Source organism: Amycolatopsis sp. NPDC043887 (assembly GCF_056435665.1).
The window spans coordinates 1-19788 of record NZ_JBWKEB010000030.1; the positions used below are offsets into that span (position 1 = coordinate 1).

The window sequence follows — 19788 nt, forward strand, 5'->3', positions numbered from 1 at the left end:
CCGCGACGACCTCCACGAAGCCTTCCTCACCATCGGCTGCGCCATTATCTGCTGGCGCCGACTCAAAGCCCACTCATTCTGTTAGGACCCCTAAGTAAACCGCAGATTCGTCAAAGCACGCACCATCCAACTCCCGTTCGAGAGCGTCGATTGTGAGTGCGGCGGCGTCGATCCGGCGCCCATCCGACTCTGCTTTGGCCAGTTCGGTGAACGTGACGGTCTTACCCGCGCCGCCAGCAGCCAACAGCGCGAAACTCACCTCGCCGACCTGCAACTCGGTCACTGATACCGGCTGCACCGTGCTGCTGGAGCTCCACTCGGGGTCCGACGGCGCCAGAAGGAAACCGTCCTCATCGAGCAGGACAGCCTTCTCCACCGGCACCGCGAACCGGCACAACCCCTCAAGAGCCACAGATCTCATTCTACGAGAAACAACCTTGTGTAGTCGGTAGGCATCCACGTCAGCGACGAGTAGACCCGGCGAAGCTCGAGGCTGTGATCTCACCAGCCAAGTCGGTTGGATCTCGTAAGGCGGACGTCTACTCAGGCGACTGTGTGATCGATAGACAGGTTCCTAGCACGTGGCGGGTCTGGGCCGCGGAACCCCTACAGGCGTTCGTTCGGCGCGAACACGTTCGCTCGGTGCCAGGCGAAGTAAGGTTCCGAGTTGGCGCTGTGAGCTTTGCAGTGTCGGCTGTGCAGGTGCAGGAGGCGAGTTCGAAGTTGGCCTTTGGACAGGTCGGCCGCTGACCGTGCTTGCACGAGGCCTTGCTGATCGACAGTTACCCAGCCCGCTTCGTACAGCATGTCGCAGCCGAAGGTACAAGCCAGCATCGCTATGTTAGTCAGGTCGCGACGTTCTTGGTCCGTACAGACCGCACGCTTCTTGATGTGCGCGGCAACGAGGAAGTTAATCGGGTAGCGGTCACCACAGAGCGCGCACTCAGCGACTGTCGCCCCTCCCGCTAGGAGCTTGCGTAGTTTCCTCTGTTCTGTACGGACTTTGACGCTAGTGACCGCGTCAAGCTCACCGAAGTGGAGATCGCCTGCCACGTCATCACCGGTCGGCTCGCGAAGGACAACTTCCGCGGGTGAGCCAACGAACTGCGCCTCGGGAAGCGTCGCCAGCACTGCGCCCACGAACGCGCTCCGGTGCCCCAGCTCGTCAACCGTCACCTGCACGGACCCGCGCTCGGCGAGCTTGTCCAAGCCGTTCTGAACCTCACTGATATCGACCAGACGACCATCAGGAGAGCGTTCAGTCCGGACACGCACGACGTTCCCGTGTACCTCAAGCACGGTATTCGGACGGCCGGTGGCGGTCTGAATCTCGATCCCGGTTAGAGCATCGAGCAGCTCAGTCGCCGTAGGCAATTCCCTCGATGCAGCAAGCTGATCAACCGGCTCACTGTACGGAGTGGAGAGGTCTGCGGCGAGCTTTGTCGCGTCTTCGAGGCGATACCCTGGCACCTCGAGCCGAAGCCGGATGCGCTTACGGTTGTTGCCTTCCTTCCGCGCCCCCGCTGGCAGGCCTACACGTCCCTGCGCACTGGTGATCTCAAGCCTCAACTGCTCAACGTCGGTCACATCAGAAAGCCTTAACGGCCCTTTGACCAAGGTCCGCTCATCCTCAGACAACCTCGAAACCCTCGCAGAGGCAACCAGCGCTGACAGCAGGACTGCTTCCCGGTCACGCAGGCGCTGCAGCAGCAACCTCAGCACAGGAACGTACTGGTCGTTGCGTGGACGAGCCGCTCCAGCCGTCCTCCCGCCAGCACTCTCCAGCACGAGGCTCAAGCGGCCTTCGTCGACCTCAACATTGAAGTCCGCGTTCAGTTCCACACCATGAGCATCACAAAGTCGCACGAGACTAGCCTTGCACGAACCACCGACACTTTCCCGGCCATCGGCTAGGCACGTGCACGTGTCTTGCTCTGAACCAGCGAATGGAGGAATTTCTGTGTGTCCTCGTCGTCCGAGTAGACCCGGCAACCGCGGCTGGCGCGAGTCAGCAGAACCCAATAGATGTTCAAGGCCAGCGGCAGGTACTCTTCAGGCGTCAAACGGGCCTTTTTCAATTTCGGGTCTTTACTCTCGTTCGGATCGGCCACCCAGCGACCGCCGCGTCGCACGAGGTCCTTGCCCATGATGACGCCGCCGAACTCGTATTCCAGTGCCTGCGCGGTGTAGACGCAGCCGACCTGTCCCTCACCTCCGGAGTCGGTCGCCCAGAAGACGCTCTCAGGGGCCACGGCCCGCTCCTTGTCGTCCAACACCGTCACATCCGCGTTCCACGGTCGGCGCCAGGTCCTTTCGACCTTGTCAGAGCCGGTCCAGTGGACAACTACGTCTTTCTTCAACGTCTCCTTGGGCCCCGTCCGGGTCCAAGGCCAGCAGAACCCGGCGCTCATCCGCGCCCGATGTCCACTTGCTGACTGCTTGTCGAGCCAGGACTGCAGGACCTCCGGGTCCTCGGCGACAGCGAAGTCATAGTCGCCGTCGGTCCGCCATGTGCCGGGCGTACCCGTGGTGCTCAGTACCGACCCCAGCCAGTTCTGGTATCGCTGCGATCCTCCGCATCGGAACTGGGCTTCAAGGTCCACCAGAACGGGCCGGCGCGTGGCACCGGCGGTATACGCGAACTTGTCCAGGTCCTGCAGCGAGAATCCTTCCCCAGGCCGGATCACCTGTCGCTCATCGAAGAACACGACGGTGACCGCGGCCTTTTCCATGATGTCGACCAGGTTGGCACGCGGTTTGGTGACTCGCTGGGCTTCGTCGATGAGAACGACGTTGACCTTGTCCTCGCTCGGTTTCCAGAGGTCGACGAAACCAAACAGTCCCTTGCCTGCGTCATCCGTGGCCGCACGGGCGAGTTGCCTTCGCAATGTCTTCGTAGGCGTCAGGTATTGCGTCGCGCACTCGATGTCCGCTGAACGCAGATAGCGAGGCAGCCCCGCCACCAGGCGTGCCGCGATCACCGATTTCCCGGTACCCGGGCCGCCCCTCACGGCCAGGACACGTCGTTCGCCGAGCCGTGCGGCCGCGCCCACCGCCTCCAGCAGCGCCACGTAGGCGTCCTGTTGGCGCCCGATCAGCCGAAACCGTGAGTCGCCGTCCAGCACACGTCCCAACTCGTCGAACAGGGCCGCCGAAGGACGGTGTGGAAGGCCCAGGAACCATTCCACGTCGGCATCGGATGGCTCGGTGAGGTCCGCGCATCCGAGACAGGACGCGATCTCCTCGGCTGTTCCACGCAGATCAGCGATGCCGAGGAGCGGCACCGCGGCGCTCTCCGACGCGTCGGAGAGCGCGCCCCTCAGCTTGTCGATCAGGGGAGCCTCCGCATCGTGCAGCACGGCGATCCCGCGCACTTCGAACTCATCGTCGCCGGGGTCCACCCAGTTCCGGAGGTAGTGCTCGTAGCCCGCCACTTGCCGGCCAGGATGGGTGACGACCCGCTGACCGACGTGCACCCAGAGCCCGCTGCCGACCACTACATCGGCCTTCGTCCACTGCTTGAGCTCGACCACGACCGTGACGAGCTTGCCGTCCGGACGCCGGCCGATCAGCAGTGCGTCGACGCGCTCGCCGGTGCGGGGCAGGCCGAACTCCAGCGCCATCCACAATTCGCCGAGTCCGGCCCCGACTAAAGCGTTCAGCAACGCCGGCCAGCTCCGCTCCCAGCTTCGCCGTTCTTGTGGCTTCGGCGGTGCGCCGGACGCCGCTTCGAACTCCGCCGCCAGTTTGGCCACGAAACCAGCCGACGACTCCGTCAACGCCGCGCGGATCGCCTCGACCCGTCCCCCGTAAAGCATGATCCATCTCTACCAGAAGCCACCGACAATCGAGCCGTGGTCGGTACAGCCCGGTTGTCGGTGACGATCGCTATCGTGCCGATCATGAACGACGAGCAGTTGGTTCTGCAGCCGCGCGGCGGCACCCGGTACAACGGCCCGGCCAACTTCGACCTGTCCGTTCGCCGCGGTGTTCGTCTCGCGGACCACGACGCCACGATCGGCGCCGATCTCGCAGTTCTCGAGACGCTTTACCGGGATGAGCCGGCCAGGCTCTGGGGCTCGACACCGACGCGTTCGTCGGGCAACGCGAAGGCCGTCGCGCTCCGCGGCCGCAAGGTCGGAGACCAGGTGCTGTTCTACGCGGACATGGCGTTCTTCGCAGAGGCCACCATCCTGCACCTGCTCCACAATCCGGACCTCGCGAAGTCGGTGTGGGGCACCGACGAGGACGGCGACACGTGGGAGCACATCATGGCGCTCGGCGACGTGCGTGAGTTCGAGGTCCCGATCCCCGCCGCCCGGATCCTCGGGCCACTGGGCCTCTCTACACCGCTGCGCAGTCTCACGCTCGTGTCAGCGGAGAAGCACACTTCGGTCAAAGACCTGATCACGGCCGGAGGGAACCCCCCGCCCTCGCACTGGCTCCTGGGCTGCGACCCCGACCAGTGGGACGTGTGGTCCTGGTGGCAGAGCCGATCGACGTCCACCGCGACCTTGACCATCACGCGCCACGTCGACGAGTTGCGGATCGGCGATCGCTTCGCCTTGTGGGTTTCCGATGGCGCCGCAGGCATTTACGCCATCGGCACGCTCGCTTCGACGCCGTATCAGGCCGAAAGCCCCGAAGACGGAGCCACGCGTCACGTCGTCGACGTGCACTTCGATCGCTTCTTGTTCGACCGACCAGTGACCAGGCAGGCGTTGGAATCGGATCCTGTGTTCGCCGACCTCACGACAATGATGTCCGACGGCGCCGGCCCGGTCCCGCTGACACCAGAACAGTGGACGCCGATCGAGCGGACGGCGGACGACCGAGGCAGGACGGGACCTGCAGAGCCAGCAGAAACCGTCGTGACCTCGCGCCCGCCGGGCAGCGTCCCGGAGACGACGACCGCGAGTGGCGGTTCGGACAGCCGTGTGGTGGATTTTCCCGAAGCGAGGCTGGTCGAGCGTTACGCCGACTTCGTCGGCCGAGAACTGTTGTGCCTCAGCGCACTTCTTCCCACCGGTGAGCGGCTCGTCTGCGACCTCTTCGATCCAGGGACGAACACCCTCATCGAGGCCAAGGCATCCAACCGGCGCCAGGACGTCCGTATGGCGCTCGGCCAGCTCCTGGACTACCGGCACCACCTCAAACCCGACGCCGAACTCGCGGTGCTGCTCCCCGCCAAACCCGCATCCAGCATCATCGAGGTACTCGGAGCGCAGAGCGTGGCCTTGATCTACCCGGACGGAGACGAGTTTCGCGACGACCGCGCGCGAAACCGGCGGGTCATCTCCGGGCTGGCCACGAACTCCTGTACGTTGATCGCCATACAGCCGCCTGGCTTCCACGGGTTCGCCCGCGGACATGCCACACATGTATGGGAGTTCCGTCGTGTCGTCGTTCCTGCTTTCCAGGTCCGCGCAGAGCGTTCTGCAGCTCGCCGCGGGTGACACCCTCGCCGATCAGCTCACCACCCAGTTCGCCGTCAAGTACGGTTTCCGCCCGTCCGTCTCCGAGCGGCGCTCCTGGCGGTTGAGCCTGCCGGCGCTCGCGCAGGAGCTCGTGGAGTGCGGACTGGGCGAGGTCGAGATGCTCATCGAGTATCAACTGCCGCTGTCCAGCCTCCGTGCCGATGTCGTGCTCGCCGGCGTCCACCCCGGGACCGGCAGGTCGTCCTACGTCGTCGTGGAGCTCAAACAGTGGAGCAGCGCGACCGTCGAGGAGGACGAACCCCGGCTGTGCACCGTGCCGGGAGCCAAGCGCGCGTTGCTGCACCCGATCGCACAGGTCGAGCAGTACTGCGAGTACCTCGTCGACTTCACCCGCGTGCTGCACGACAGCACTGACGACGTCGTCGGTGTCGCCTACCTGCACAACGCCGACGACACGGGCGTCGCGTCGCTGCTCGAGCTGCCGCCCCGGCAGTACGGGCAGATGTTCACCGCGTCGAACCGCTCCGCGCTGCGGACGTTCCTGAACACCCGCTTGGCCCCCAAGCCCGGCATCCAGGCCGCGGAAGACCTCGCGAACAGCAGGATCGCGCCGAGCAGGCAGCTGATGGCGGTCGCCGCCGACGAAATCAAGCACCAGCGCAGCTTCGTGCTGCTCGACGAGCAGCAGGTCGCCTACCTCATGGTCCTGCGAGCGGTCCGGCGTGCGGCCGAGGCCGACAGCAAAGAAGTCATCATCATCAACGGCGGCCCGGGTTCCGGCAAGAGCGTCATCGCGCTCGAACTCCTCGGGGAGCTCTTCCGCAACGGCTACCGCGCGATCCACGCGACCGGGTCGAAGTCGTTCACCACCACCCTGCGCAAGACGGCGGGCAAAGGCACGACCCGGGTGCAGAAACTGTTCCAGTACTTCAACAGCTTCTCCCAGGCGGGACACAACAACCTGACGGTCCTGATCAACGACGAAGCCCACCGCATCCGCGAGACCTCCAACAACCGTTACACCCCGGCCGCGAAGCGCAGCACCAAGCCCCAGGTCGAAGAACTCATCGACGCCGCCCGCGTCCCCGTCTTCCTGCTCGACCAGCACCAGGTCGTCCGCCCCGGCGAACTCGGCTCCTACGACGAAATCCACGCCAAGGCAACAGAGAAGGGCTTCACGGTCCGGCGGATCGACCTCGACGGCCAGTTCCGCTGCGGCGGCAGCCGCACCTACGAACAGTGGGTCCTGGACCTGCTGGGCCTCTCCGGCAACCCTCCCGCCCCGTGGACGGGCGACGACCGATTCGAACTGGCCGTCGCCGACAACCCGGCCGCCCTCGAGGCCCACCTCGCCACGAAACTCGACCAAGGCTTCGGCGCGCGGATGACCGCCGGTTTCTGCTGGCACTGGAGCGACGCCCACCCCAGCGACGGCCTGATCGACGACGTCGTCATCGGCTCCTGGAAGCGTCCCTGGAACGTCAAGGGCGACCGCGGGGTCAACGGCGCACCCCCTTCCCAGCTGTGGGCGACCGATCCCGCCGGCTTCGGCCAGATCGGCTGCATCTACACCGCACAAGGCTTCGAATACGACTGGAACGGCGTGCTCTTCGGCCCCGACCTGGTCTGGCGAACCGACCACTGGGTGGCCGACCCCTCCGCCAGCAAGGACACTGTCGTCGCCCGCGCCAAACCGGACGAGTTCGAGCGGCTCATCAAGCACACCTACAAGGTGCTGCTGACCCGCGGCATGCAAGGAACAGTCCTGTACTCCACCGACCCCGAAACACAGGCGCTGTTCCACGCACTCGCCGACGCCTGAAGCCTCGATGACCCTCGCGAACCTCAGCGCGGGCAGTCACGAACGCCACCGGCCCGGTACGCGCCACAGACCGCGCGCCAGTGAGCGACACGACGACGTCCGTACCACGGTTCGCCACCCACGAAAGGAAGCCCATGTGGGCTTGGTTCGTCGGCGGCTATGCGGTGCTCATCGCGGTCCTCATCGCGTATTCAGCTCACGTCGCCATTTCCTGTCACGACAAACAGCGTCGTGCCGACGCGTTCAAGGTCCTCAAACTCCTGTGGGTCACCGCAACCGGCACCACTGGCCTTGCACTCACTGCGCTACGCCTACACGAAGCCGGCATCCTTCCATGAGCCGAACTGCGTGTTGTCTCAAGTCGCCTGTGACGAGTGGAAGACTTGCCGCAGAGGACAACTGCGCCAATGAACCTCAGCCCCAGCTAGGCGAGCACCTGAACGTGGCCGATGGCGTATCACGACCACAGGACCTAGCTATATGCCACACGAGGGTACCGAGCGGGGTGGTCCCGGCAGGAAGCTGCCCAAGAGACAGGTAGCTGCGTTCTCCCGACGCGTCCGGAGCTGGTCCCGGGTGAATCACATCGTCGTACCGGTCCCTGGAGGTCGTTTTCGCGCGGGCTGGATTGGTCTCGGCGCAAGGCTATTGCCTGCGCGATTCAGCCATGTTCTCTTACGGCCATTGGAGCATGCCCTCGTCGTTGACCGTGGGATGCTTTTCGCCGTAGGGAAGTTCGGCTTGACGGGCGTAGGCGTCCAGTCGTTCAGCGATCTCGGCGAGCATCTCGGTCACGCTTCCCCAGTGCGTCGCGCTGAAACCGTCACCAGGCGCCATCGTCATGACCATGCCGTGGTCGGCGCCGGGGCGTAGGTCCACGCACAGTGTGGTGCCGGTGATATCACGACAGATCGGCACGAGCGCGGTGCAGAACGGGCCTCCGTCATCGCCTGCGTGGTTCTGATGTACCTGGCCTGGGCCACAGCATGTCGGGTCCGTGGCGGTGGACTCCGACATCCGCCGGTATTCCTCGCGAACTCGTCGTACCGCGAGGGGGACGAAAGCGTGCGGCACCAGGTCCCCAGCTCGTTGGTCGTAGCGATCGACGATGCCGTCCATGAGCGTCCACCAGCCGACGAGGTCATCGGGGAGAGCGAGTCCGACGAGGCGCTGAAGCTCCCGGATATCGCCGGTGGGGCCGGGAGGCCGGATCTCGCGGGCGGTGGCTGGGGCGTGTTCCCGCAGCAGGTTCATGATCTGCTGCCACAGCTGGTTCACCGGTGCGGTCACGAATACCCACCTTCTCGTCGTTACGTCCGGGGCTCTGCGCAGGTGAGATGCGCCCGGTATGCCGGGCGCATCTCACCTGGTCATGAATCCAGCGTGCCCGATTCTAGGGCGTGATCGGAACCCAGAAGCGTTCCTGGTCGTTCGGGTCCAGGACCTTGTTCCACTGCGGAATCAGGCGGTCCACGTCGAGGATCCGGTGGGTTTGATTGAAGGAGCGCAAGCGGTTGCCGGCTTCCGAATTGTGTTGCCTGTTCACCCAGCGCACGGCGAACTCGTCCCGGTACTTGTTCGGATCGAAAATGCCTCCGGGGTCGCGCCACCCAGCGGCTCCCTCGTAGGTGGAGGCGTAGGCGTACTCGTCACAGTCGAACTCGGGCCCCTCCTCGGGCAGCGGAGCGGGCATCCCCGGCCGGCGGCAGGCGGCGAGCGCCGTCGCGTTGTTGCGATCGAGCACGATGTCATGCCCCTTGGACCTGGTCACCCGGTGCAGCGAGTCGGCATGCAGCGGCGAGCCACCGAGCAGTCTCTTCCCTGCCTTCGGAGGCCAGGAGGCGCCGGGGTTGGCGCGCGCGTCATCGACGAATTTGGCGTGGCGGGACACTTTGGGATCGCTCTTCGAGTAGCCGAGGCCGGGCACGGCGCGGTCGAAGATGCTGCCTTGCTTGTCCCACAGGTAGTCGGCGCTGTCGAAACGCAGCCCACCCTCATAGCTCTTCTTGCTGGGGTCGGTGTTCACGCCGGGGAAGTCGAAGTCGTACTCGAAGTGAAAGACTCCCTGGGCGATCTGTTCCCCGTACTGCGGACCGGGAGGCTGCCCTTCGGAGAAGAGCTCGTAGTGGGCTTTCGGGTCCAGGCCCCATCCGATGAAGCTCTTGTCATGCCGCTCCAGGCCGGGGTTGGGGTAGCAGGCCTGGGAGTTGCCGAGCCCGATGTTGACCCGGTACTCGCCGGCGCACTTGACGGCGATCTCCATCTCGCTGCGCGGGTCGAGGAAGATCCCGTTGGGTTCGAGTACCTCCGCGGTGAAACGGAAGTCAGCGAAGCGTCGCGTGGCGTGCCCGGGATAGGGGCCGATCTTCCCGTACCCGATGATCGTGTTCTGGATGGTCGCCGTACTGGTCAAGCCGGTGGTGACATCGTAGTACGAGATCGGGAACAGAAACTTCTGACAGTAGGAGAACCTGTTCTTGATCCAGCCGATCGGCCGGGCAGCGTCGTCGTTCGCCCGGCAGTCCGGGTACTCGATGTACCGGAAGGGATTCTCAGGCTTGGCGCCGTTATCGAACTCGGCGCTGTCCACGATGTAGCCGGGATCCTCGGTCTCGGCGGTCCGCCTGCTCGACCTGTCGACATCCTCAGCATCCGGTTTCAACCCGAGAGCGTCCAGGTCGCCGTCCCGCTTGAGCACCTCCGTCACCTTAGCCGGGTTGTTCACAAGCGCCGGATCGGTGATCATGTACGTCAGCAGCCTGGATCTTTCCTCATGCCCCGCTGCCCCGGCACTCGCTGGAATCACACCAGCGAATAACGTCATCGCAGCCGTTGCGACGAACAAAATCCGTCGCCAACCATGTGGTCTCATACAACTCCCACCCTCAATTTCGAAAGGTTCACAAATCGACAAAAGGCGGCATTTGCCAGTCGGTTATCATGACAAAACACATCGATCAACTAACTTTTGCGCACGCCGCAACGATCAGCCCTGATGTCACAGCAACGACGCGACTCACAGGGGCTTGCAATACACTCAATCCTGGCCGCCCAGCGCCGGCACAGTCACTAGGTGACCAGCCCACTCGTACGCCGAGCACAGAAATTAATTGCACAAAAATGACCTGCCAAGCGGCCACCGGCTTACCGCAGCTCTTACTTGAAGTAGCTGAAATACGAAGTGTTTCGCCCAGCCCCCTAGGTTGAGAACCAACACAGTCTGTCTACCAACCAGAAAGTCTTACTGTCAACAGTTGAAGGCCCGACGGCAAAGTAAAACTGCACGCACTACGGATTCCCTTGATCTGGGACCATTGAGAAACGGAAACGTTTCCCGACGACATCCCATTGGTCCCCGTACGCGTACGTAGATCTGACCGCAAGCATCCCGAAGGTCCAGTGAGCGGTTTAGCTATCGCCAGCGGTGAGAGCGAGCGGGTGTCGTCGCCGAGGTTTCGAGCTGGTGGGATGACGGGGTGTCTACTCGAGGACGTGAAAGTCCGGGTCGGCGTTCCACGCTGCCATCGCCGATGCGTCGAGATAGACGTAGTCGTTGACGCGGATTGCAACGGCCCGCGTTCTCCAAGTGACCGAGCAGGCTCGCTGAAGGTGGAGCCTGGAACTCGACGAACACCCAGCCCTCGGTTCGTACCGCAACACGCTGCGCCGGCTTGCCCAGCACAGGCCGACCAGCGAGGTCTCTGACGAAGATGTGCAACATGATGTCGCAGCACATCACCCTGCCGTCCACCCGCTCAAGGAGTCGGAGTTCCGCCGGGTCCGTCTCACTGTCCGGTGCGCTGAGCGAGTAGCCGTAAGGCAGCCCGTTGGAGGAATGCCAGTACTCCGGGTGGAGAGAACTCTGATTCAAGCCTTCGCCAGTCATCTCCGCCACCACTGAGGTTCACCCCGTGTAGTGGACACCGAGTTAGCAGGACCAGTCGTCCTGCTGAAAGGATGTCCTCATGCCTCCTCGTAAGCGCCGTTCGTACACGGCCGAGTACAAGGTCGAGGCTGCTCACCGTGTGATCGATTCCGGCCGGACGATCGCTGAGGTTTCCCGTGAGCTGGGTATCGACGCGGGCATGTTGAGTGTCTGGGTCAAAGACGAACGTCGACGGGTCGCCGCGGCCGAGGTCCACGGGGACAAACCTCTGGAGGCGGCCGAGCGGGCCGAACTGTTGCGCTTGCGCGGGCAGGTGGCCGAGCTGGAGAAGGACAACGCGTTCCTGGTAAAAGCCTCGGCGTACTTTGCCGCGATGCAGAAGAACCGGCCCGGTTCGCTCTGATGGCCAAGTACGCCGGCCCCGACGAGTTAGCCGGCACGACCCATTCGCCTGAGCGCACGCGGTTTTCTGTGCGGCGTATGGCACGGTTGCTGGGTGTGTCGACGTCGGGCTACTACGCGCATGTGAAACGTGTGGCGGCGACGGTGTTGACTCCGCGGCAGCAACGCCGGGCCGATCTCGAGGTGAAGATCACCCAGGCGCACAAGGACTCGAGCGGGATCTACGGGTCGCCGCGGATTACCGCCGAGCTGCGTGACCAGGGCGAGGTGGTGACAGCGAAGACCGTCGCCAAGATCATGGCCTCGATCGGGCTTGAGGGAATCAGCCCGCGCACGTTCAAGGTGAAGACGACGGTGGTCGATCCGGCTGCGTCGTTCCCGCCGGATCTGGTCGACCGGCTCGTTCTGGTCGACGTTCAAACACGAGCACTACTACCGGCACGCCTACGCCACGAAGACAGAACTCGTTGCCGCGATTGACAAATGGATCATCTTCTACAACAGTGTGCGGCGGCACTCCGCGATCGGGATGCTCAGCCCCGACAACTTCGAGCAGTCACTCCGAACGGCTGCCTGAACCCTCGTAACCCCTGTCCACCATTCGGGGTGAACCTCAGAGGTCGCTGAGCGCGTCGTGCCAGGTCATTGGGAAGGTGACCTCATCATCGGCCGTAACCTCGGCTCGGCCATCGCTACCCTGGTCGAACGCGTCACCCGCTACACCGTGCTGATCCATCTGCCCTGTGGCTACAAGGCACCTCTGCTACGCGACGCGCTGGTCACTCAGGCCTCGGTGATCCCACCAGTGATGCGGAAAACCCTGACCTGGGACCAAGGCCGCGAACTGGTCCTGCACGAACAGATCAGCACAGCGACCGGCTTCGAGATCTTCTTCTGCGACCTGCGCCGCGTCGCCAGCGAACTCAACCGCCGCCCTCGACTCTGCCTCAGCGATCGCACACCCGCCGAGGCCATGCGAGAATTCCTGGACAACACAACCAACCCGTTCGCAACGACTGGTTGAAACCGCCCCGTGTCGAACGGTGCCGTGTACTAGGCCTCCCTGTCTCGGATCAGGAACCGGAATCCGCTGATCTGATCAGCCAGATCCATCACCAGGTTCCGCGCAACCTTTGTGGTCCACGCGCCGGTCGGATGGGCGGTGACCCCGAGGATGTACCCAGCCGTTCGCGACTTCCACCATGAACGGCACGTACAGCCGCCGCGGGCCGATCGTGTCCATCGCACGCCAACAGCCCGGATGGCGTGGGAGCGCAGGAAGCCGCGCCAGCCAGCATCCATCCACGGAGTGCGCCGGGTCTAGACGAGCGGCCGCCAGAATCCGGCGAATGATCGCAGCGCCGAGACGATAGCCAAGTCGGCCCAGCTCCTTTGGATGCGCCGATGACCCCTTCGCAGGGGCTCCCGTGCCACCCGCACCACTAATTCACGCAACTGGGCGTCGATCACGGGTCTGCCCGCACGCCGTGCGTGGGCCACTTTCGCCGAACCAATCGCCGGTGCCAGGCCGCAACGTGCCTGGCGTCACCTGTGGGGACCGCGCAGGTGACGCGGCATCAATAGCACCAACGCCGACAGGATCGCCCGATCCGCCCACGACGGATACGGTCGACCACCTGACGCGGGCTCAGGCTATCCGCAACCGCCACCGAAGGCGAAAGAGGCGAGATTCCGCGAATCATGCCGCTCGTACCAGTTGAGATCGGCCTGTCCGATCCTGGTGGTGATCGGAAGGAGTGTCTGGATGTCGTGCGTTCCCCCCGCAGGGTCGCGGCCCCAGGAATACTCGATGGTCAGGTGAGGCGGGTAGGGGGTCGAGGGAAGGCCGGGCAGCGATGCGATCAGGCGTTCCAGCGGTTCCAGCGGTTCGGGAGTGAGATACGTGCCGCCGTCGGGTGTCAGCTGGGGAGTTGGCCGGAAGGTAAGGGAAATCGGCGATATCCGAGCGAAGTGGGTTGTCAGGACATCGAGCAGGGCGGGAGTGAGGGAGTCCTCCGGGATGGCGTCGCTCAGGCTGACGTGAGCGTGAGTGGCATCCGGGTCAGGAAACATCAGTGAGGGCAAGGCACGCTGCATTCGAGGGCGAATCAGCGGTTCTAGAGCTGGGACCGGGATGACGAGGGCGGCGTGTCCCAAGACTGATCCTCCGCTGCGGTAAAGGCTTTCACGGACAGGGTTCGCCACACGATGATCGCGGCGACAGCTTGCAGAACGGCGGCGGACAACCATACCGCGCGAAGGTTCCAGGCCGCGGCGATGAGCCCGCCGGTAAGTGCGCCCAAAGGCGTGAGGCCCCACGCCAAGGCCCGGTGACTGGTCAGGACCCTGCCCAAAATCCTCGGCGGGGTGAGACGCTGCCTGCTGGCTTGAGAGCAGACGTTCCAGACGAGAGTGGTGGCTGCCGAGGCGGCAAGCAGGACGCCGAGCAGTATGGGCCACGGTGGCGCTGTGGCGATGCAGAGCGGAATGACGGCCGTGATGGTTTGCGCGGCCCGCATGGCATTGGGGATGCCGAAGCGGGTCACTATCCGGTTCACGACGAACGACGATGCGAGCCATCCGACGGCCAGGCAGGCCAGCAAGAGACCGTAGCCCGCCGGTCCCAAGGAGAGTATTTCGGTGGCGTAAAGGACGAGAACGGCACTCGTCCCACTGGCGGCGAACGAGCCTAGAGCGACTGTGACGGTGATGGAACGCAGCACAGGCGTGGACACGAGGGCGCGCAGTCCTTCGGAGATCTCCCGCAAAGGACGGCCGCCGGCCGTACCGATCGCGGCCGACGGGATCGTCTTGGCCAACGCGAGCCCGGCGAATGCACCGACGCACGCGGCCCACGCGGGCAGGCCCGCGGCTAGAGCAAGCAGCAAGCCGGTCAGCGGCGGGACCATGAATTGGACCGCGCCTTGGCCGATCACCTGCAGGCGGGTGTTGGCGGCGATGAATCGTTCCGGCGGCAGCAATTCGGGGACCAGCGCACCGGTAGCCCCTTCGCCGAGCACCTGTGAAGACGCGACGACGAACGACACCACCAGCAGCAACGGGATCGTCAACCAGGAGCCCGCGGCGGCGAGGCCCAGGATCAATGCCGCGCCGGCTTGCAACGTGCACGCCAGTATCAGAACCGTCGTGCGGCGGACGCGGTCGATCAGCAGGCCGGCGAACAACGACAACAGGAGCCATGGCGCCTTTGCCGCAGCGTTCACCAGGGAAACCGCGCGTGGGTCGGTCGTCAGTGATACAGCGAGCAGCGGCAATGCTGCCAAGAGCAGGCCTTCGCTCGCCGCCATCGCGAGAACGGTGGCTTGAAGGCGAACCCAGCGGCTCCGGGTGGAGTCCGGACTTGCTTTGCCCGCGACACTTTTCAGCACCCCAGAATCCCCCCATGGTGTTGCTTCACCCCATGGAATCTTACCGAAAGTCACAGCATGGCACAAACGTGTGAAATTCCCTGGCAAGCGCATGGGCTTGCGTGGCACTGGTAACGTACGGTGTCGTGTTCACAACAGTCGAGCGAGACCGTGTCCGTGACGAGCTGGTGGCGGCGGCGAAGGCCGAACCAAGGATTACAGCGGCGGGATTCGCCGGATCAAGCGCACACGGCAAAGAAGACCGCTGGTCGGACATCGACCTGGCGCTGCGATTGACTCCCGACGTCGACTACGACGAATTCGTCGCACACTGGACGGAATTGCTCTATCGGGAGTACAACGCGGTCACCCACCTGGATGTGTGGGCGGGAAACACGTTGTTCAGGGTGTTCTTGCTGCCGGGCACTCTCCAAGTCGATATCGCGTTCTGGCACGACGAAGACTTCGGCGCGACCGGGCCGCGCTTCGAAGTCCTTTTCGGCGAAGCGAATGATGTCGAGAAGACGAAGTCGCCGGTCGCGAGGGACCTCATCGGCTGGGCTTGGCTCTACGCGCTGCATGCCAGGTCGAGCATCGCCAGGCGGCGAGTCCGACAGGCGGAGTACATGATCAGCGGAATGCGCGATGAGGTTTTCAATCTCGCTTGCCTGCGCCACGATGTACCTGCCACACAAGGCCGGGGCATTGACGATCTCCCCGCCGAGATGGCCGACCCGATCATGGAAGCGCTGGTGCGCTCGCTGGACCCCACCGAACTGAGCCGGGCGTTCACCGCCGCGTGCGAGGCTTTGCTGGCCGAGGCCGAGCACGTCGATCCGGAATACGCCGAGCGGCTCGCGCCCTCACTCCGCGAGTTGGCCGCCAGCGCAAACCCGTGACCGGCGCGGACGTCGCGGTCGTCGGTTTCGGGATCATCGGCGCGGTTCTCGCGCGCTGTCTGGCCGATCGGGGAGCCGCCGTGGTCGTTCTCGACGCCGGCTCCCCGATGACCAGCCGCGCAGGCTCGCATCTGCGCAACCTTCCGATGTCCCTGGCGGATCCAGGCTATCTCAACGACCTCGTCAGCGTTCATCTGCGAAGAGCCACCGTCGGTTCCACGCCGACGTCGGCCTTGGCGGCCGCGAGGACGACAAACCTGCTGGGCGGCATGGGCGTCCTCTGGAATTGCGTAGTCCCGCGCCTGGTCACCCGAGAACGCTGGCCAGGCATCGCCAACGGCGAATGGGACCGTCTGTATCGCCGAGCCGAAGACCTGCTGCGGGTCGCCCCGAGCCCGGCCGGACAACGGCAAAGCTCAGTGATCTCGGCCCTGGAAGGAGCCAGGCCCGCACCGATCGCCTTCGACGGTCTGCAGTGGACTGGGCCGGCCGAAATCGCACCCGACGCAGAAGTCGTACCCCATCGCGCGGTCCGCAAGCTGATCCGCCAGGGCGGCCGTGTCATCGCAGCCGAGACCATCGACATCGCCACCGGCAAGCCGCACAAGGTCACCGCAGACAACTTCGTCATAGCGGCAGGAGGACTGCGCACCCCCGCATTGCTGTGGACATCCGGAATCGGGAAGGGCCTGCCAGTCGGCCATTACCTCACCGACCATCCTCTGTCGTACGCCCAGGTCATGCTCGACGACTTCCCCACCGGCGACCCCAATCCGGTCGCGATCGTCCCGATGAGCGACGACCATCCGTTTCACGGCGTGCTACTCACCGATTCCCATGGCTCGCCCCTGCTCGAGGGGATCGACGACCGCAGGGTTCTTTCCCTGTACTGGTACACCGCGACCGAGCAACGACGGGACAACCGGCTCGTATTCACCGAAGCACCGACCGACCTTTTCGGACTGCCCCGGCCCACGTTCGAGTACACCCTCACTGCGCACGACGAGGCCAAGCGGGCGGACACTCTGGCCGCTGTCACGGCTGCCGGCGAGCAGATCGGCGCTTTCGTCCCGACCGGCAAACCCCGGAGGCTCACCGCGGGCACCTCGATGCACGTCATGGGTACCACCCGGATCGGTACCGACGGAATCGACAGTGTCGCCGACGGCTACGGCCTGGTATGGGGAATGGAAAACCTCTACCTCGGAGGCACTGGGCTCATCCCGACGACCACCGCCACCAACCCGACCCTGGCCGCGGCCGCCATCGCCGTACGGACGGCCGAACACCTCGGCTGAACAGATCAGGCATCTTGTGGCCGCCCGTCCCGAACCAGTGGTCCGGTCGGGCGGGCCAAGATGCCGTCACTTGCCATGGATCCCGCGGCGCTCGGTGCACAAATCGACGAGCTCACCGAATTTGCAGGTCATGAGTTCGATCATGGTCGGGCGGAAATCCCATGCCAGTTCGACCCTGTTGGCCAGCATCGTCGCGATCAGCGAGTTGCCACCGATGTCGAGGAGCAGGTCGTCCTGCCCGATTTCCTCAATGCCGATGAGTTCTTGTACGTACCCGCCGAGGGTGTCCCGGGTGTCGTCCGCTGTCGTACTGTCGCTCATCGTTCGTCCGCCTTCCACAGAACCGGGCACACCGCGGGGTCGGCGTAATCCGGGTCGCCGTTGTCGTCCTTGCGGCAGAGAAAGTCGTTGAGGTGAACCAAGCGCTTCCCGTTCCCGTCAAGGACAGAGATGTAGCGGTTGGACTCGTCCTGCATGTGGACCGCGAGAGCCACCCTGGGCCGGTCCGAATTGTTGGGCCTGCTGCCGTGAATCGTGCGGCAGTGATGGAAACTGACCTGACCGGCGTCCATCACCAGCGGAACCTCGGTGAGCGGCTCGGCTCCGCGCTGGATCTTCGCCGCCACGCCTGCGAGGTCCGGCTCGTGGAAGAACTCCAGGCGGTCGTTGCCTCCCCACCGATGGCTGCGGTCCAGGACCGTCATCGGGCCCATGTCGGAAGTGACGGGTTGGAACGGTACCCATGCCGTGATCAGGTTCCTTGACGAACAGGTCTTCCAGTAGGCGATATCCGTGTGCCAGCCGACGGTCGCGACCGAGTCGGAAACCTGCGGCGGCTTGTAGACGAGCTGATCGTGGAATAGGCGGACCTCCGCCGTGCGCGCCAGGATCGCCGCGCTGAGCGCGACCAGCGGATGCTCGACCACCATACGCAGTTGCTCGATCTGCAGCGACACGTAGTCGTTCTGCCGTAGCACGTTTCCACGGCTGCTGTTCCAGTCGGTGCCGGCCTCGAACGGCAGGACGGCATCACGCTCGCCGCTGTAATAGCGGTCGACACCGAACCTGGCATCGTCGATGACTTCGTCTTCGACGATGCGCGGCGAGATCCACCAGCCGTGCTCTTCGTAGAATCGGATGTCGTGCTCCGACGGCAGCAGCGCGAGCTGCTCCTCGGTGAGGTTCACGGTTCGTCCCCTTCCCGCCGTGGGTGATACCACACGCCGACGGGACTGATGGCGTCGACCGGGCCGATCTCGGTCATTCCCCTCAATCTCCCCGACGTGCCGAACCCGCCCGCCGGGGCCGGGGCCGGATGGGGAACAGGGTTGGGGAGCTCGAGTTCGGGTGCGACTGACTCGGGCGCGTCACACAACGCTACGAGTATCTCGACATAGGCGCGGATCGCGGCGCGGATCGACTCGTCGTCGAACGAGGTCGCGGAGTAGAGCACCGAGAGGGTGAGGTGCGTGCCGGTCTCGCGCACGAAGAACGTCAGGTCGGCCGATGTGGCGGCGGGGATCGTGCTCACGTCGCGGCCGTCATCGATGTACAGGCCGGTCACGGCGCATCCGGCCAGCGCCAAGCCCTCCATTGGGTATCGGTCCATCTGAAACATCACCGCGGGCGCGGCGGCCCAGCCGTACTCGCGCTCGACCTGGTCCGCCAGTACCGCGTACGGCAGCTGCTGGCGGTCGAGCGCGGACAGCGTGCGTTCCGCCGTGCGCATCAGGCATTCCAGCAGCGACAAGGCCCCGTCGAGGTCGGTGTTGAGCAACAGCGGGTTGTAATGGGCGCCGAGTACCTCCGCGCTGTCGGCGGTCGGGCGGCTCGCCGCCAAGGTGCCGACGACGACGTTCGCGCATTTCGACCAACGCTCGATCAGCACTTCGAACGCGGTCAGCAGCACGACGAACACCGATACCCGCGTCTGTTTGGCCAGTGCGGTCAACTCGGCGGTCAACTGGCCGGGCAGTGCCTCGACCTGTCTGCGGACTTCACCCACCTTTCGGTGAATACCGAGCAGAGCTGGCCGCTCCGTCGCCCCGCGCAGCCGGTCTGTCCACCACTTCAGCTCCACGTCGACGGCCGGTCCGCCCAGCCACCCCCGCTGACGCCGTGCCTGTTCCAGGCACTCGGTCCGGGGCGGGTTCGGCCTGAAGGGTTCGCCACGCACAGTCGCCGCGTAACAGCGAGTGAGATGCTCTCGCAGCACGAAGATCGACCAGCCGTCACCCACGATGTGGTGCAGCGATAGCAGCAGAATGTGCCTGTCCGGCCCGAGATGGAGCAGGGAAGCCCGGATCGGTGCTCCGGCCACGAGATCGAACGGCCTGACGCGATCCTCGCGGATGAGCCGCACCGCCTCGGCCTCGTCGGCGGAGCGCGGCGTCAGCTCGACGGCGGCCAGCGCGACCTCGGCGGGGACGACCTGGGCGACGACGTCGTCCCCGACCTTGCGGTAGACCGTCCGCAGTGGCTCGTGCGTGCGCACCAGACTCCGGAACGCCTCGGCGAGCGCGGCGACATCGAGCGGGCCGTCCACCGCGATCGCGTAGCTCAGATTGAGCGCTCCGGGGGCCGGTTCACGTTGGTGCAGCTCCCACATCTGGTGTTGTGCCACGGTGAGCGGCCCTCCCCGGGCAGGGGCGGGCGCGGACGACCGTGTCGTGCTG

The 19788-nt window shown here is 64.7% G+C and carries 17 protein-coding genes and 2 pseudogenes; 9 read left to right on the plus strand and 10 right to left on the minus strand.

The features are described from left to right. Positions 1–73: 73 nt before the first annotated feature. The 3 genes from AC069H_RS41450 to AC069H_RS41460 all read right to left on the minus strand — a co-directional run bounded on the left by AC069H_RS41450 (position 74) and on the right by AC069H_RS41460 (position 3755). Complete coding sequence (locus tag AC069H_RS41450; protein WP_478235968.1) at positions 74–412, minus strand: hypothetical protein; 339 nt, start codon at positions 410–412, stop codon at positions 74–76. A 194-nt stretch (positions 413–606) separates the two neighbouring features. Beyond that, on the minus strand, positions 607–1842 hold the full coding sequence (locus AC069H_RS41455) for a hypothetical protein (RefSeq protein ID WP_478235969.1): 1236 nt from the start codon (positions 1840–1842) through the stop codon (positions 607–609). Between the two features lie 68 nt (positions 1843–1910). Then, a complete protein-coding gene (locus tag AC069H_RS41460) occupies positions 1911–3755 on the minus strand; it encodes a DNA/RNA helicase domain-containing protein (protein WP_478235970.1) in 1845 nt (614 codons plus the stop codon). On the opposite strand from AC069H_RS41460, the gene AC069H_RS41465 reads away from it, so the two are divergent. The 3 genes from AC069H_RS41465 to AC069H_RS41475 all read left to right on the plus strand — a co-directional run bounded on the left by AC069H_RS41465 (position 3699) and on the right by AC069H_RS41475 (position 7598). Further along, the gene (locus AC069H_RS41465; RefSeq protein WP_478235971.1) at positions 3699–5456 is read left to right on the plus strand and encodes an EVE domain-containing protein; all 1758 of its coding nucleotides are present in this window, start codon (positions 3699–3701) and stop codon (positions 5454–5456) included. The genes AC069H_RS41460 and AC069H_RS41465 overlap by 57 nt on opposite strands. Further along, entirely contained in the window at positions 5398–7260 is a 1863-nt protein-coding gene (locus tag AC069H_RS41470; protein WP_478235972.1) for a DNA/RNA helicase domain-containing protein, read from the plus strand. Before AC069H_RS41465 ends, AC069H_RS41470 begins: the two co-directional genes overlap by 59 nt. 80 nt (positions 7261–7340) lie before the next feature. Next, a complete protein-coding gene (locus tag AC069H_RS41475; protein WP_478235973.1) occupies positions 7341–7598 on the plus strand; it encodes a hypothetical protein in 258 nt (85 codons plus the stop codon). A 337-nt stretch (positions 7599–7935) separates the two neighbouring features. On the opposite strand, the gene AC069H_RS41480 is transcribed toward AC069H_RS41475, so the two are convergent. Then, positions 7936–8550: an SMI1/KNR4 family protein gene (locus AC069H_RS41480; protein WP_478235974.1), complete on the minus strand. Its 615-nt coding sequence runs from the start codon at positions 8548–8550 to the stop codon at positions 7936–7938. Between the two features lie 103 nt (positions 8551–8653). Then, positions 8654–10105, minus strand: a complete 1452-nt coding sequence (locus AC069H_RS41485; RefSeq protein WP_478235975.1) for a hypothetical protein — start codon at positions 10103–10105, stop codon at positions 8654–8656. A 1120-nt stretch (positions 10106–11225) separates the two neighbouring features. Here AC069H_RS41485 and AC069H_RS41490 point away from each other — a divergent pair. The 4 genes and pseudogenes from AC069H_RS41490 to AC069H_RS41505 all read left to right on the plus strand — a co-directional run. Then, positions 11226–11549, plus strand: a complete 324-nt coding sequence (locus AC069H_RS41490) for a transposase (protein ID WP_478235976.1) — start codon at positions 11226–11228, stop codon at positions 11547–11549. Between the two features lie 77 nt (positions 11550–11626). After that, positions 11627–11869, plus strand: a pseudogene (locus tag AC069H_RS41495) (IS3 family transposase); the annotation flags it as partial. Between the two features lie 64 nt (positions 11870–11933). Further along, positions 11934–12125: an integrase core domain-containing protein gene (locus tag AC069H_RS41500; protein ID WP_478236014.1), complete on the plus strand. Its 192-nt coding sequence runs from the start codon at positions 11934–11936 to the stop codon at positions 12123–12125. Between the two features lie 39 nt (positions 12126–12164). Further along, positions 12165–12572 (plus strand): annotated as a pseudogene (locus AC069H_RS41505) (IS30 family transposase); the annotation flags it as partial. Between the two features lie 629 nt (positions 12573–13201). Here the strand turns inward: AC069H_RS41505 and AC069H_RS41510 are convergent. After that, positions 13202–13645: a 2'-5' RNA ligase family protein gene (locus AC069H_RS41510; RefSeq protein WP_478235977.1), complete on the minus strand. Its 444-nt coding sequence runs from the start codon at positions 13643–13645 to the stop codon at positions 13202–13204. Between the two features lie 20 nt (positions 13646–13665). Then, on the minus strand, positions 13666–14856 hold the full coding sequence (locus AC069H_RS41515; RefSeq protein ID WP_478235978.1) for an MFS transporter: 1191 nt from the start codon (positions 14854–14856) through the stop codon (positions 13666–13668). A gap of 206 nt (positions 14857–15062) precedes the next feature. On the opposite strand from AC069H_RS41515, the gene AC069H_RS41520 reads away from it, so the two are divergent. Together AC069H_RS41520 and AC069H_RS41525 are read left to right on the plus strand one after the other, a co-directional pair. Next, entirely contained in the window at positions 15063–15815 is a 753-nt protein-coding gene (locus AC069H_RS41520) for a nucleotidyltransferase domain-containing protein (RefSeq protein ID WP_478235979.1), read from the plus strand. Then, on the plus strand, positions 15812–17113 hold the full coding sequence (locus AC069H_RS41525) for an FAD-dependent oxidoreductase (protein WP_478235980.1): 1302 nt from the start codon (positions 15812–15814) through the stop codon (positions 17111–17113). Before AC069H_RS41520 ends, AC069H_RS41525 begins: the two co-directional genes overlap by 4 nt. Before the next feature lie 66 nt (positions 17114–17179). Here AC069H_RS41525 and AC069H_RS41530 read toward each other — a convergent pair whose 3' ends face one another. From AC069H_RS41530 to AC069H_RS41540, 3 genes are read right to left on the minus strand one after another with little or no spacing between them, the layout of a single operon-like run. Continuing rightward, a complete protein-coding gene (locus AC069H_RS41530; RefSeq protein ID WP_478235981.1) occupies positions 17180–17434 on the minus strand; it encodes a phosphopantetheine-binding protein in 255 nt (84 codons plus the stop codon). Beyond that, entirely contained in the window at positions 17431–18300 is an 870-nt protein-coding gene (locus AC069H_RS41535; protein ID WP_478235982.1) for a phytanoyl-CoA dioxygenase family protein, read from the minus strand. The genes AC069H_RS41530 and AC069H_RS41535 overlap by 4 nt, the downstream gene beginning before the upstream one ends. Beyond that, a complete protein-coding gene (locus tag AC069H_RS41540; RefSeq protein WP_478235983.1) occupies positions 18297–19736 on the minus strand; it encodes a condensation domain-containing protein in 1440 nt (479 codons plus the stop codon). The genes AC069H_RS41535 and AC069H_RS41540 overlap by 4 nt, the downstream gene beginning before the upstream one ends. Positions 19737–19788: the final 52 nt, after the last annotated feature.

Coding starts and splice junctions, on each gene's coding strand:
- AC069H_RS41510 (WP_478235977.1), bottom strand. CDS start 13,645: ATGCAGCGTGCCTTGCCCTCACTGATGTTTCCTGACCCGGATGCCACT.
- AC069H_RS41490 (WP_478235976.1), top strand. CDS start 11,226: ATGCCTCCTCGTAAGCGCCGTTCGTACACGGCCGAGTACAAGGTCGAG.
- AC069H_RS41530 (WP_478235981.1), bottom strand. CDS start 17,434: ATGAGCGACAGTACGACAGCGGACGACACCCGGGACACCCTCGGCGGG.
- AC069H_RS41515 (WP_478235978.1), bottom strand. CDS start 14,856: ATGGCGGCGAGCGAAGGCCTGCTCTTGGCAGCATTGCCGCTGCTCGCT.